10 protein-coding genes are annotated in these 13,068 nt (G+C 71.0%); 7 read left to right on the top strand and 3 right to left on the bottom strand.

Annotated elements, in window-relative coordinates; all coding sequences use genetic code 11:
• The 6 genes from D1369_RS36820 to D1369_RS36850 all read left to right on the top strand — a co-directional run bounded on the left by D1369_RS36820 (position 1) and on the right by D1369_RS36850 (position 7,567).
• Positions 1–945, top strand: coding sequence for a substrate-binding domain-containing protein (locus tag D1369_RS36820; protein WP_118082868.1), 945 nt, complete (start codon positions 1–3; stop codon positions 943–945).
• A 45-nt stretch (positions 946–990) separates the two neighbouring features.
• The gene (locus tag D1369_RS36825; RefSeq protein WP_118082869.1) at positions 991–2,223 is read left to right on the top strand and encodes a sugar ABC transporter substrate-binding protein; all 1,233 of its coding nucleotides are present in this window, start codon (positions 991–993) and stop codon (positions 2,221–2,223) included.
• A complete protein-coding gene (locus D1369_RS36830) occupies positions 2,220–3,140 on the top strand; it encodes a sugar ABC transporter permease (RefSeq protein ID WP_037899027.1) in 921 nt (306 codons plus the stop codon). Before D1369_RS36825 ends, D1369_RS36830 begins: the two co-directional genes overlap by 4 nt.
• Entirely contained in the window at positions 3,137–3,964 is an 828-nt protein-coding gene (locus D1369_RS36835; protein WP_007380135.1) for a carbohydrate ABC transporter permease, read from the top strand. Before D1369_RS36830 ends, D1369_RS36835 begins: the two co-directional genes overlap by 4 nt.
• A gap of 32 nt (positions 3,965–3,996) precedes the next feature.
• Positions 3,997–5,982 carry an alpha-xylosidase gene (locus tag D1369_RS43200; RefSeq protein WP_050789670.1) on the top strand — a complete coding sequence of 662 codons (1,986 nt, stop codon included), beginning with the start codon at positions 3,997–3,999 and terminating at the stop codon, positions 5,980–5,982.
• 109 nt (positions 5,983–6,091) lie between these two features.
• On the top strand, positions 6,092–7,567 hold the full coding sequence (locus D1369_RS36850) for a glutamate-cysteine ligase family protein (RefSeq protein WP_007380133.1): 1,476 nt from the start codon (positions 6,092–6,094) through the stop codon (positions 7,565–7,567).
• Here the strand turns inward: D1369_RS36850 and D1369_RS36855 are convergent, their stop codons facing one another.
• Together D1369_RS36855 and D1369_RS36860 are read right to left on the bottom strand one after the other, a co-directional pair.
• The gene (locus tag D1369_RS36855) at positions 7,568–8,665 is read right to left on the bottom strand and encodes a Gfo/Idh/MocA family oxidoreductase (RefSeq protein WP_007380132.1); all 1,098 of its coding nucleotides are present in this window, start codon (positions 8,663–8,665) and stop codon (positions 7,568–7,570) included. It lies immediately after the preceding gene.
• Positions 8,644–9,345 (bottom strand): ThuA domain-containing protein, encoded by a 702-nt coding sequence (locus tag D1369_RS36860; RefSeq protein WP_118082870.1) that lies wholly within the window; start codon positions 9,343–9,345, stop codon positions 8,644–8,646. Before D1369_RS36860 ends, D1369_RS36855 begins: the two co-directional genes overlap by 22 nt.
• A 204-nt stretch (positions 9,346–9,549) precedes the next feature.
• On the opposite strand from D1369_RS36860, the gene D1369_RS36865 reads away from it, so the two are divergent.
• Positions 9,550–10,692, top strand: coding sequence for a S1 family peptidase (locus tag D1369_RS36865; RefSeq protein WP_007380130.1), 1,143 nt, complete (start codon positions 9,550–9,552; stop codon positions 10,690–10,692).
• 50 nt (positions 10,693–10,742) lie between these two features.
• On the opposite strand, the gene D1369_RS36870 is transcribed toward D1369_RS36865, so the two are convergent.
• Positions 10,743–12,905, bottom strand: a complete 2,163-nt coding sequence (locus D1369_RS36870) for a serine/threonine-protein kinase (protein ID WP_118082871.1) — start codon at positions 12,903–12,905, stop codon at positions 10,743–10,745.
• Between the last annotated feature and the right edge of the window lie 163 nt (positions 12,906–13,068).

A 13,068-nucleotide genomic window follows, 5' to 3' on the forward strand; every position in this document is an offset into this window, starting at 1 on the left:
ATGGCAGCGCGACCCGCAATCGACGACGCCGGCCGTGGCACCCACACGCTCGGGCTCCTCTATCCGCCCGCCGGCCGCCTCGGCGAGTACACCACCATGCAGCTCGCCTTCGTCGGCGGGGTGGCCGAGGCCGCCGCCGAGCAGGGCTACGACCTGCTGCTCGCGCCCGCCGGACGTCACGGCGACCCCTCTTTCCCGCGCATGGTCGACGACCGGCGGGTGGACGGCGTCATCGTCATGGAGATCCGCCGGGAGGACGACCGCGTCGCGTACCTGGCCGAGGCGGGCTTCCCCTTCGTGGCCATCGGCCGCAATCACCGGGCCGACGTGGCGGGCTGGGTCGACCTGGACTTCGCCGGTCTGGCCGGCGGCTGCGTCCAGCACCTGGCCGACCTCGGCCACCGCAGGATCGCCTTCGTCAACCGCTCCGAACAGCTCTTCAACAGCGGCTACGGTTTCGCCCGCCTCGGGGACGAGGGCTACACCGAGACGATGAAGAAACTGCTCCTCACCCCGCATGCCTATCTGTGCGGCGACGACCTCGCCTCGGGGGAGGAGGTCGTGGAACGCATCCTGAGCGAGGACCCGGCGACGACCTCGCTGGTCACCATGAACGAAGCGGCCCTGGAGGGGGTCTACCGCGGACTCACCCGGAACGGCCGCACCGTGCCGCGCGACTTCTCCGTCGTCGGCGTGGCGGCGAGCCCCTGGGCCGAACAGGTGAACCCGCCCCTCACCGCCGCCGAGATACCCGCCAAGGAGATGAGCCGGGTCGCCGTCGACCTGATGATGAGGCGGCTGCGCTCACCGGACTCGCCGCCCCGGCACGTCCTGCTGAAACCGCTGATCACCCTGCGCGGGAGCACGGGACGCTGCCCGTCGGTGCCGGGTTCGGAACCCGAGACCGAACTCCCCGATTTCCCCGATATCGACCTGGATTTCTGATACGTCCGTTTCTGTGCCCGATCATCGAACCACTGGGAGCAGACGATGTCGTACCCCGTCGACCGCCGTGATTTCCTGCGTGTCTCCGGCGCGGCGGCGGCCACCGCCGCCCTCGGTCTGACCTCCTGCAGCTCGGACACGTCGGGGCCGGTGACCCTGAGCTGGTGGGACTACTTCACCCTGGACAACTTCCAGCCCGGAATGAACCGGCTGATCAAGGACATCGAGGCCGGTGTCCCGGACGTGCGCATCGAGCGGCGGACCTTCCCCTTCGCCGAGCTGGAACGGCAGATCACCCTGGGCGCGATCTCCGGCGACCTGCCCGACCTCGCCATCGTCGACAACGTCTCCATGAACACCCTCGGCGGCAGCCGGCTGCTGGCCGACCTCACCGCCAGAGTCGAGAAATGGGGCCAGGCCGACCAGTACTACAAGGGACCGTGGTCCGGCTGCCAGGTCGGCGGAAAAACCCTCGGCATCCCCAACAACAGCAACTGCCTCGCCCTCTACTGCAACACCCGCCTGCTCAAGTCCGCAGGCGTCGAACCTCCCACCACCTGGGACGAACTGGCCTCCGCCGCCCAGAAGCTGACCAGCGGCGACCGCCACGGCCTGGCACTGAGCGCCATCAAGACCGAGGAGGGTGTCTTCCAGTTCCTGCCGTTCCTCTGGCAGGCCGGCGGCGACCTGGACACCTTCCGCACCCACGGCGCCACCGCGCTCGCCTTCCTCGACGAACTGATCGCCAAGGGCTCCCTGTCCGAACAGTGCGTGGGCTGGACCCAGCAGGACGTCAACACCCGCTTCCTCGACCAGCGCGCCGCGATGCAGATCAACGGCCCCTGGCAGATCCCGGCCCTCAAGAACGCCGACTTCGACTGGAACGTCGTCGCACTGCCCCGCGACAAGGAGGCCGCCACCTGCCTGGGCGGGGAGAACTGGGTCGCGATGGCGAGCAGCAAGCACGTGGACAAGGTGTGGGAGGTCCTGGAGTACACCCAACGCCCCTCGGTCCTGGTGCCGTACCTGGTGTCCTTCGGCGACCTCCCCGCCCGCAAGGACCTCGCCGACCGGGGGAGCTGGGCCTCCGACCCGGCCCTGCGGCTCTTCCTCAGCCAGCTGCCGCTCGCCCGGCCTCGCCAGTACGGACCCCACTACGCCGAGGCCTCGCAGGCCGTCGCGGACGCGGAGCAGGCCGTGCTCACCGGATCCGCGTCCGCGTCCGCGGCGGCCAGGACCGCCGCCGGAAAGATCGACAAAGCTCTGGGCGCGCCATGAGACAGCCCCTGTCGCCGTCCGCGCGCCGCCGCCGCACCGGCTACCTGTTCTGCCTGCCGGGCCTGGCCTTCCTCGCCCTCGTCCTGGCCTACCCGCTCCTCTACAACCTGTGGACCTCCGTCCACGACGTCGACCTGGGCCAACTCCTCGGCGGTGCCGCGCGGTTCAACGGACTCGACAACTACCGGGCGGTGGCCGACGACCCGGGCTTCTGGCACTCCGTACGCCTCTCCCTGGTCTTCACCCTGGCCTCGCTGCTGCTCCAGTTCACGATCGGCTTCGCCCTGGCCCTGCTCTTCGCCCGCCCGTTCCCCCTCAACGGCCTGTTGCGTTCCCTCCTGCTGGTCGCCTGGCTGCTGCCCCCGGTGGTCAGCGGCACCCTCTTCCGCTGGATGCTGGACGCCGAGTCAGGCGCCTACAACGCCCTGTTCCAGGCGGTCGGCCTGAGCGGTCTCTCCCACGACTGGCTCACCGACCCCTCCACCTCGATGGCGGGGGTGGTCTTCGCCAACGTCTGGGTCGGCGTGCCCTTCAACATGCTGCTGCTCCTGGTCGGACTGCACACCATCGACCCCGAACTCCACGAGGCCGCGGCCATCGACGGAGCCAACGCCTGGCAGCGCTTCCGCCACCTCACCCTCCCGCTGATGCGGCCCGTCTCGGTGACCGTCCTCCTGCTCGGCCTCCTCTACACCTTCAAGGTCTTCGACCTCGTCTTCGTGATGACCGGCGGCGGCCCCGTCGACGCCACCCGCGTGCTGTCCCTCTACGTCTACGAGGTCTTCTTCACGTTCTTCCGGTTCGGGCAGGGCGCGGCGGCGGGCCTGCTGCTGCTCGTCCTCCCCCTGCTGGCAGGCGCCTGGTACGTACGACGGCTGCGGCGCGAGGAAGAGGCGCCGGCGGGAGGTGCCGCATGAGACCACCGCGCCGGCCCTGGCTGCTGACCGCCGTCGCCACACTGATCACCGCCGCCTTCCTGCTGCCGGTGTACTGGATGCTGAAGACCGGCCTCACCCGGCCCGACCGCATCCAGACCCCGGACCCGCAGTGGGCGCCCACCCCGCTCACCGGCGAGAACTACTCGACGGCCCTGGGCTACGAGGGCCTGACCCGCGCCCTGTTCAACAGTGTCGTCATCTCCTGCGGGGTGGTCGCGCTCACCCTGCTGCTCGGCGTTCCGCTCGCCTACGCCCTCGCCCGGATCCGGATGCGCGGCTCGGGCGCGATGGTGCTCGCGCTCCTCGTCGCCCAGCTCCCGCCCGCCATCGTGCTGGCGGCCCCGCTGTTCATCCTCGAACGCCGGGCCGGCCTCACCGGCACGTATCTGGGCCTGATCGCCGCCGACACCACGCTCACGCTGCCCTTCACGGTGATCGTGCTGCGTCCCGTGATGCGCAGCGTCTCCTCCGAGCTGGAGGAGGCGGCCCTGGTCGACGGCTGCGGACTGCCCGGTGCGCTGCTGCGGGTCGTCCTGCCGCTCATGGTGCCCGGTCTGGTCGCGGCGGCCGGACTGTCCTTCCTGATCGGCTGGGGCGAGTTCCTGTTCGGGCTCACGCTCGCCGAGGGGCCCGACGTCCAGCCCGTCACCGTTCTCCTCAACGCCTTCATCGGGCAGCACGGGACGTCCTGGGGCGCCCTGATGGCCACCGCGACCCTCATCAGCATCCCGGTGGTCTGCGTCTTCGCCGTCTTCCAGCGCTTCATCGTCGGCGGGCTCACCGCGGGCAGCGTGAGGGGCTGAACGCCGTGCATCCCCGTGACAGCACACCCCGGGTGGCACCACCCCCACCCCTCGTCCCGGTCCTGCTGGATCCCCTGGCCGGAGCGTGTGTCGTCGCCGCCGAGGACGGCGTGATTCTCGACGTACGCACGACGGCCGGACGTACGGGCACGCTCCGCCTGCGCCCGGCGACGGACAACTCCCTGCGGATCACCCTGCGGTTGGACGGGGTACCGACGGCACCCAGGATCTCCGTCGTGACCGCACCGGCGGACACCGGCTGTCTGGTCGAGCGGTCACCCGACACGCTCACCCTCCGACTCGGCGCACTCGCACTCGACGTCCGTCTCTCGCCCCTGACACTGGAACTGAGGGGCTGTCACCTACGACAGGCGACCGACGTGAGCGACCCCGGCGACCGCACGATCGTCCTGCCCCTCGGGGTCACCGAACTCGCCGACGGTCAACTCATCTACCACGACAGCTGGTTCACCGAGCCCGACGAGCACTTCTACGGCCTCGGCGAACGCTTCACCGGCCCCGACCTGCGCGGGCAGCGCGTGGACTGCTGGGTCGAGGACGCCCAGGGCTCGACCGGCACCCGCTCCTACAAGGCGGTCCCGTTCCTGCTCTCCAGCCGGGGCTACGCCGTCCTCGTGGACACCACCACCGCGGCCTCCTTCGACCTCGCGCACAGCAACACCGGCGCCTGGTCCGTCACCGTCCCCGACGAGGAACTCGACTACTACCTGATCACCGGCACCCCCACCGAGTGCCTGCGCACCTACCGCGACCTGACCGGCCCCGCCCTGCTGCCCCCGCGGTGGGCCTTCGGACCCTGGATCTCCGGCGGCTTTTGCCGGGACAGCGCGGACGAGGTACGCGAGCGAGCCCGTCGTATCCGCGAACTCGGCTTCCCCTGCGAGGTGTTGCACATCGACACCTACTGGCAGCGGCCCGGCTGCTGGTCGGACATGGAATGGGACACCGAGGCGTTCCCGGACCCCCGCGGGCTGCTGGCCGACCTGGCCCAGCAGGGCTTCCACGTCTCGCTCTGGATGAACCCGTACCTCAGTGTCGACAGCCCGCACTTCGCCGAGATCGACCGCAACGGCTGGTTCCTGCGGGTCCCTTCGCAAGGGACGTGGATCGGGCAGGTGTGGAACGGCGCGCACCCGGACTCGGCCGTCCTCGACCTGACCCATCCAGGCGCCGCCGACTGGCTGCGGGGCCGGGTCCGCCAGGTGCTGGCCACCGGGGTGTCGGTCCTGAAGACCGACTTCGGCGAGGCGGTCCCCGTGGCGGCGGTCGCCCACAACGGGATGACCGGCGACCGACTGCACAACCTCTACCCGCTCCTCTTCAACGACCTGGTCGCCGAGGTCACCCAGGAGGTCGCCGGCCACGGCCTGACCTGGGGCCGCTCCACCTGGACCGGCGGCCAGCGACACGGCGCCAAGTGGACCGGAGACCCCAACGCGAGCTGGCAGGACCTGGCCTCGACCGTGCGCGCGGGCCTCTCGCTCTCCCTTTCCGGTCACCCCTTCTGGAGCCACGACATCGGCGGCTTCCACGGCACACCGGACCCCGAACTCTTCGTCCGCTGGGCGCAGTTCGGACTGCTGTCCCCCCTAAGCCGGTTCCACGGCATGACGTCCCGGCTGCCCTGGGACTTCGGCGAGGAGGTGTACGCGGCCGTCCTGCACGCGGCCCGGCTGCGCACCGGCCTGTTGCCTTACGTCCACCGGTCCGCCGCCGACGCGGTCCGCACCGGCGAGCCGCTCGCCCGCCCGATGGCCCTGGACCACCCCGACCGGCCGGACGCCCACGCGGCCGACCTCCAGTACCTGCTGGGCCCGGATCTGCTGGTCGCGCCGCTGTACGCGCCCGGTGGACGCAGACAGGTGTGGTTCCCGCCGGGGGAGTGGCTGCCGTACGCGGGCTCAGGAGGTCCGATCGACGGCCCGGCCTGGCGTCGGGTCCGCATCCCCCTCACCGCGGCCCCGCTCTGGCTGCGGGCCGGGGCGCACGTTCTGTGAGCGGGGCGTCGCACACCGCCCCGGTGCTGTGCGCCGACTGTCCGGGGCGCTCACGAGGTGGGACTCTGGGACGGGAGAGGTATCCGCCGAGGGGACTCGGGAGGGACCGATGGGACGTGACGTGCCGGCCCTGGTGTTCACGCGGGAGGACCGCCGACGGTACCGGGACAAGATGCACACCTGCCTCGACGTCCTCGCGCAGATGCTGCGCGAGTCCGGCTTCGAGAGCGAGCGGCCGCAGGTCGGGCTGGAGATCGAGCTCAACCTGGTGGACGAGGACGGGCTCCCGGCGATGCGGAACACCGAGGTGCTCCAGGCGATCGCCGACCCCGCCTGGTCGAGCGAGCTGGGCCGCTTCAACCTGGAGATCAACATCCCGCCCCGCCGCCTCCTGTCCGGCGGCCCCGGCTCCTGGGAGCAGGAGATCCGCGACGCCCTCAACCACGCCGAGGAACGCGCCTCGGCGGTCGGCGCGCATCTGATCATGGTGGGCATCCTGCCGACGCTGGGCGAGGCGGACGTCGGCGAGAGCGCCCTGTCCGGCGATCCGCGCTACCGGCTGCTCAACGAGCAGATCTTCGCGGCCCGCGGCGAGGACCTGCGCATCAAGCTGGACGGCGTGGACCGGCTCGCGATGTACGCCGACGCCATCACGCCCGAGGCCGCCTGCACCAGCACGCAGTTCCATCTCCAGGTCGCCCCCAAGGAGTTCGCGGACTACTGGAACGCGGCACAGGCCGTCGCGGGCGTACAGATCGCCCTCGCGGCCAACTCGCCGTTCCTCTTCGGCAGGGAGCTGTGGCGCGAGACCCGCATCCCCCTCTTCGAACAGGCCACCGACACCCGGCCCCAGGAGATCAAGGCACAGGGCGTACGGCCCCGCGTGTGGTTCGGGGAGCGCTGGATCACCAGCGTTTTCGACCTGTTCGAGGAGAACGTGCGTTATTTCCCCGCGCTCCTGCCGATCTGCGACGAGGAGGACCCGCAGGGGGCGCTCGACGGCGGCGGCGTGCCGGAACTCGGCGAACTGACCCTGCACAACGGCACGATCTACCGCTGGAACCGCCCGATCTACGCCGTCACCGACAGCGGCCCGCACCTGCGCATCGAGAACCGGGTGCTGCCCGCCGGGCCCACCGTGGCCGACATCATCGCCAACGGCGCCTTCTACTACGGCCTGACCCGCGCCCTCGTCGACGAGGACCGGCCGGTGTGGACGCGGATGTCCTTCTCGGTCGCCGAGGAGAACCTGCACACCGCCGCCCGTGACGGCATCGACGCCCGCCTGTACTGGCCGGGGGTGGGCGAAGTGCCGGTCACAGAACTGGTGTTGCGGCGGCTGCTGCCCCTCGCGCACCGGGGCCTGGAGCTGGCCGGCATGGACGCGGAATGGCGCGAACCCCTGCTGGGCGTGATCGAGCAGCGGTGTGTCACCGCCCGCAACGGCGCCCTGTGGCAGACGGAGACGGTCCACCATCTGGAGAAGGCGGGCTGCGACCGCAAGGAGGCGCTGCGCCGGATGACGCTGACGTACAGGGACTACATGCACCTCAACGCACCCGCGCACACCTGGCCCGTGGACTGATCACCGCCACTTCTCCGGAGGCGTCAGCGGGACCGGATCAGGCCGCTCGACCGACGTCGACAGCTCGATCCGCCGCCCCTCGGCCGAGGAACGGAGCAGGGCGGTCATCGTCTCCAGTACGTGCAGGGCGAGTTCACCGCTCGCGCGCGGTGGCCGCTGTGCGTCGGCGGCGACGAAGTCGAGAAGTCCGACGCCCCGGGCGGCGCCGACGTATCCGGCCGAGGGCGGAAGCGTGCGCCACTGGTCCGCACCGAGTTCGAGCAGCCGTACCTCGCCGTCGAAGGTGTTCGGGTCCGGGACCGTGAGGGTGCCCGTCTCGCCGTGGACCTCGATCGGTGCGGCCGTGGTGGTGACGCCGTCGAAACTCGTCGTGATCGTCGTCAGGGCCCCGCCCTCGTGTTCGAGGACCCCGGAGACATGGCTGTCCACCTCGACCGGGATCCGCTCGCCCGCGCGCGGGCCGGACCCGATGACCCGCTCGGTGCGCAGCCGGCTGGACGCGCCGATCACAGCACGCACCGGGCCCAGCAGATGCACCAGGGAGGACAGGTAGTACGGCCCCATGTCCAGCAGGGGGCCGCCGCCCGCCGTGTAGTAGAAGTCCGGCTGGGGATGCCACCGTTCGTGGCCCGGGGTGACCATGACGGCCGAGGCGAACAGCGGGCGGCCGACGGCCCCGGCGTCCACGGCCGACCGTGCCGTCTGGACGCCGGTGCCCAGGACGGTGTCCGGCGCGCACCCCACACCGACCGCCGCCTTCTCCGCGGCCTCCAGGACGCCACGGGCGGCGGTGAGTTCGGCGGCCAGCGGTTTCTCGCCGTAGACGTTCTTCCCGTGGCTCACGGCGCCGAGGGCGATCTCGGCGTGCGCCGCGGGCACCGTGAGGTTCAGTACCGTGTCGACGTCCGGGGCGGCCAGCAGTTCCTCGACGGACAGGGCCTGTACGCCGGGCAGTTCGGCGGCGACGGCGGCCGACCGGGAGGCGTCCAGGTCGGCGACCGCGGTGACGCGTACGGCGGAGCGGCCGACGAGTGTGTCCAGGTAGGCGCGGGAGATGACGCCGAGCCCTATGACGCCTATGCGGTGCGCGTCGCCCACAGCATGCCCCTCTCGATGACGGTACGGACGGCGGGGTGCTCCAGGACGTCGAGGCTGTGCCCGGGAGTCGTTACCACGATCCGACCGGCGCCCCACTGACGGGCCCAGACCGCCGGTGAGGTGACCGGGCGGTGCCAGGGCTGCCACGGCCGGGCGGGATGGGTGGTGGTGGCGAGGACGTCGATCAGGTCGTCATGGAGCACCCAGTACTGCTCGGTGAGCAGCTCGAAGTCCTCGATGCCCGCGGTGACGGGGTGTTCACGGCCGAGATCGGTGAAGGTGACGGTGTGCGGCAGGAAGTTGTCCTCCTCGCCGCCCCGTCGCTCGCACGGTTCCTTGCCCGGATGGGTCGCGAACTGGCCGCCCACCAGGTGGAGATAGTCGGACGAGGCCCGGAACGAGTCGGCGATCCCGCCGTGCCAGCCGGTCAGGCCGGTGCCGGCCGCGACGGCCGCGCTCAGTCCCGACGTCTGCTCGCCGGTGATCTCGGACATGGTCACGCACTGCACGACGAGGTCGGTGGCGGCCATCTCGGCGGCATCGGCGTAGACCTCGGTCGACTCCTCGATGCGGATGTCGTAGCCGTGGCTCTCCAGAAAGGGCAGGAACAGCTCGGTGGCCTTGACCGGCTGGTGTCCTTCCCAGCCGCCTCGGACCACCAGGGCTTTCTTCCGTGTCATTTTGTTCCTTCGCGGGGCAGGACAGGGTTCCTGGGGGAGATCCCCAAGCCGAGCCGGACGAAATCCCCGGGCGGGGGCGGGATTCCGACAACCTCGATACTTGGTATGGACCTGTCAACAGTCAGCGACTAGGCTCTGCCGGGCCATCCTGAGAGCGCTCTCAGAGAACTCTGCCATCCCGTTGAACGACGAAGGGCAATCTCCATGAGACGCAACCCCCTCCTGCGCGCGGGCCTCGCCGTGCTGCTCCTGCTCGGTGCCGGCGCGACCGCGGGCACCGTCCCCGCCGCCGCCGACGAGAAGCAACCCGCCTCCGCCGGTCTGCTCACCGCGATGCAGCGGGACTTCGGCCTCACGCCCGAGCAGGCCGTGGCGAGACTCGCCGCCGAGCGGAAGGCCACGGCTCTTCAGCCCAAGGTCCGCCGGGCCGCGGGCACGTCCTTCGGCGGCTCCTGGTTCGAAGCCGCCCAGGGCACGCTGACCGTCGCCGTCACCCCCGGCACCTCCGCCACCGCACTGCGCGAGATACGCGCCACCGGCGCCACGGTCCGCACCGTCGCCCACAGCGCCCGCGAACTCTCCGCCACCCAGGCCCGGCTCGACGCCCTCCCCGCACCGGACGCCGTCAGCAGCTGGCACGTCGACCCGAAGGCCAGCACGGTGGTGGTGAACGTCGTCAGCGGCCGACAGCGTGACAACGATGTCCAGGCGTTCGTCGCCCGCGCCCGGAAGGCGGGTCCCGTGACCGTGCGGGAAGTGGCCGCCGCGCCGACCACCTTCGCCGCCGGAACCGTCGGCGGCGACCCCTTCTACACCGGCAACGTCCGCTGTTCCATCGGCTTCTCGGTCTACGGCGGCTTCGTCACGGCCGGCCACTGCGACCAGCACACCGGCAGCGTCTACGGCTGGGACCGCAGCTACGTCGGCAATTTCCAGGGCTCGTCGTTCCCGGACAACGACTACGCCTGGGTCAACGTGGGCAGCGGCTGGTGGACCGTCCCGGTCGTGCTCGGCTGGGGCACCGTCTCCGACCAGCTCGTGCGCGGCTCGAACGTGGCGCCCGTCGGCGCCTCGATCTGCCGCTCGGGCTCGACCACCCACTGGCACTGCGGCACCGTCCTCGCCATGAACGAGACCGTGAACTACAGCCAGGGCGCGGTGCACCAGATGACCAAGACCAATGTCTGCGCCGAACCGGGCGACTCCGGCGGCTCGTTCATCAGCGGTGACCAGGCCCAGGGCGTCACCTCCGGCGGCTGGGGCAACTGCTCCAGCGGCGGCGAGACCTGGTTCCAGCCCGTCAACGAGATCCTCAACCGGTACGGCCTGACCCTGCACACCGCCTGAGCGGCTGAGTGGGTCCGGTCTTCGGGCCGGGCCCACCCGTGCGCGCCGGCTCAGGTGACGTCGGCCACCGAGAAGATCCCCGGGCCGCTGACCCCGTACAGCACCTTCCCCACCAGCAGCGGCGGCACCGAACTCGGCGACAGCTCCTCGAAGGAGCGGCCGCCCGTGTCGAAGGACGGGGCGGTACGGCCGATCTCCTTGCCCGTCCCCGGGTCGAGGGCCACGATGCTGGTGTCCGGCATCGTCACGTACAACCGGCCCGCGTGGTAAGCCGGTTCGCTGAAAACACGCAGGTCGCGCGAGCTGGACCACAGCGGCTTGCCGTGCTTCACGTCGAGGGCGAGCAAGGTCTCGTTGCCGTAGTCGAAGATGTACATGGTGTCGCCCTGCACCAGCGGCGGCGCCTCGGGCTCGACGCTCCAGGGGAAGTCGATCCGGCGGGTCTTCCCGCTGCTGAGGTCCTGGACGAAGAAGGCGGCGGACACGCCGGAGTCGTCCTCCCAGCGCGCGTAGTAGGCGGTGCCGTCGTGGACCGTCGCCAGCCACAGGTCGCCCTTCGGCGCGTCGACGCGGCCCAAAGTCCTGCCGGTCCGCGCGTCGAGGCGGGCGATGCCGCCCTTGCCGCCGCGCAGATCGGCGTAGAGCATGCCCTCGGGGCCTGCGTAGAAGGGGCTCGGAGAGGTGGTGGTCAGCTCGCGCCGCCACAACTCCTTGCCCGTGCGCGGCTCATAGGCCGCAAAGCGTGCCGTGTCGGAGGGGCCGAGCTGGTCAAGACGGACGAGTAGCACTCCGCCCAGGTACTCGAACTGGCCCAGCGGACCCTTCAGTTGCCACAACCGCTCGCCGGTCCTCGCGTCGTAGGCGTCGACGCCCTGCGAGCGGTCCGCGCTGTACACGAACACCACGCCGTCATGGACGAGCGGTTCGCGCACCGAGAAGCTGCTGACCTGCTTGCGGCTCATGGACTTCGTCCAGTCCACGGTGCCCGTCGCCGGGTTCAGCCGCGTCAGGGCGATCTGCTCGGAGGCGCAGAAGACGCCGAGCGCGTCCAGGGTGCACGACGGGCCGATGCTCATCGGCTGGTTCTTCCCGGCCGACCCGAGTGCGTTGTGCCAGGGCCGCCAGCCCGCCGGTGCCGTCCGGCCGGGCGTCGTCCGCGGAGCGCGGGCGTCGAACTCGTCGACCGTGCTCGCCGGTTGGTCGTCCACCACGGCGACCGCGGCCGCCCCCGCCCCGCCGAGGAGTGCCACGGCGGCGACGGCGGCCCACAGTCTCCGCCCGCGGCGCCCGTGCCGGACCGCGCCGGTGTCGCCGAGCTGCGAGGTCACCATGTCCGTCGACGGCGGCTGCCGGTCCGGGGGCGCCTCCTGGGCCGTTTTACCCGCGGGCAGTTCCTCCGGAAGTCCCGCAAGCCGCTCCAGGACCTCGCCCGACGTCGGCCGGTCCGCGGGTTCCTTCGCCAGGCAGCGCGAGACCAACGCGCGCAACTGCTCGGGCAGTTCGCCCAGCCGCGGCTCACCGTGCACCGTGTTGTACGCGGCCAGGTAGGCGTTCTCCGCCTCGAAGGGGCTGTGCCCGGTGGCCGCGTACACCAGCACCGCGCCCAGCGAGAAGACGTCCACCGCGGGGCCGACCTCGTGCGGGCGGCTGAACTGTTCCGGTGCCATGAAGGGCGGCGAGCCCATCACCATGCCGGTCTGGGTGCGGACGTCGCTGTCGGCCGCGCGCGAGATGCCGAAGTCGATGACGCGTACGGCCCCGTCGTCGCCCTCGCTCTCCAGCAGCAGGACATTGCTCGGCTTGAGGTCCCGGTGCACGACCTCGGCGCGGTGGATCTCCCGCAGTGCCTCGGCGAGTTCGGCGCCGAGGCGGCGCAGCGCGGGCCAGTCCAGCGGTCCCGACTCGTCGACCCGTTCCGCGAGGGTACGGCCCGGGACGAACGCGGTGGCCATCCACGGCCGTGCCGCCTCCGGGTCCGCGTCCACGACCGGCGCCGTGAACGCGCCGCTGACCCTGCGCGCGGCGGCGATCTCCTGCCGGAACCTGGCCCGGAACTCGGGGTTGTCGGCGTACCGCGTGTGGACGACCTTCACCGCGACGGCCCGCCCCGAGGCCGATCGGCCGAGATAGACGACGCCCATGCCGCCAGTCCCGATCCGCGATTCGATCCGATAGCCGCCTACGGACTCCGGATCGTTCTCGCGCAGGGTCACCGCGTCTCCTTCACCACTGCTGGCCAGGACGGCTGCGGTCCGGACTCTTCTGACAGGAACCCCTCACTTTAGAGGGGTGTCGGTCCGTGGGGGACGCCGATCCCGGCCTTGTCGTGCGGCCGGAACCCTGCGGCATCACGTTTCTCGGAGGGAACGCCAGGGG

The organism is Streptomyces sp. CC0208 (genome assembly GCF_003443735.1).
Taxonomy (GTDB): domain Bacteria; phylum Actinomycetota; class Actinomycetes; order Streptomycetales; family Streptomycetaceae; genus Streptomyces; species Streptomyces sviceus.

Bases quoted from the DNA above. Each gene is read 5' to 3' on its own strand.
- D1369_RS36830 (WP_037899027.1), top strand. From the start codon at position 2,220: ATGAGACAGCCCCTGTCGCCGTCCGCGCGCCGCCGCCGCACCGGCTAC.
- D1369_RS36820 (WP_118082868.1), top strand. From the start codon at position 1: ATGGCAGCGCGACCCGCAATCGACGACGCCGGCCGTGGCACCCACACG.
- D1369_RS36850 (WP_007380133.1), top strand. From the start codon at position 6,092: ATGGGACGTGACGTGCCGGCCCTGGTGTTCACGCGGGAGGACCGCCGA.
- D1369_RS36865 (WP_007380130.1), top strand. From the start codon at position 9,550: ATGAGACGCAACCCCCTCCTGCGCGCGGGCCTCGCCGTGCTGCTCCTG.
- D1369_RS36835 (WP_007380135.1), top strand. From the start codon at position 3,137: ATGAGACCACCGCGCCGGCCCTGGCTGCTGACCGCCGTCGCCACACTG.
- D1369_RS36825 (WP_118082869.1), top strand. From the start codon at position 991: ATGTCGTACCCCGTCGACCGCCGTGATTTCCTGCGTGTCTCCGGCGCG.
- D1369_RS36860 (WP_118082870.1), bottom strand. From the start codon at position 9,345: ATGACACGGAAGAAAGCCCTGGTGGTCCGAGGCGGCTGGGAAGGACAC.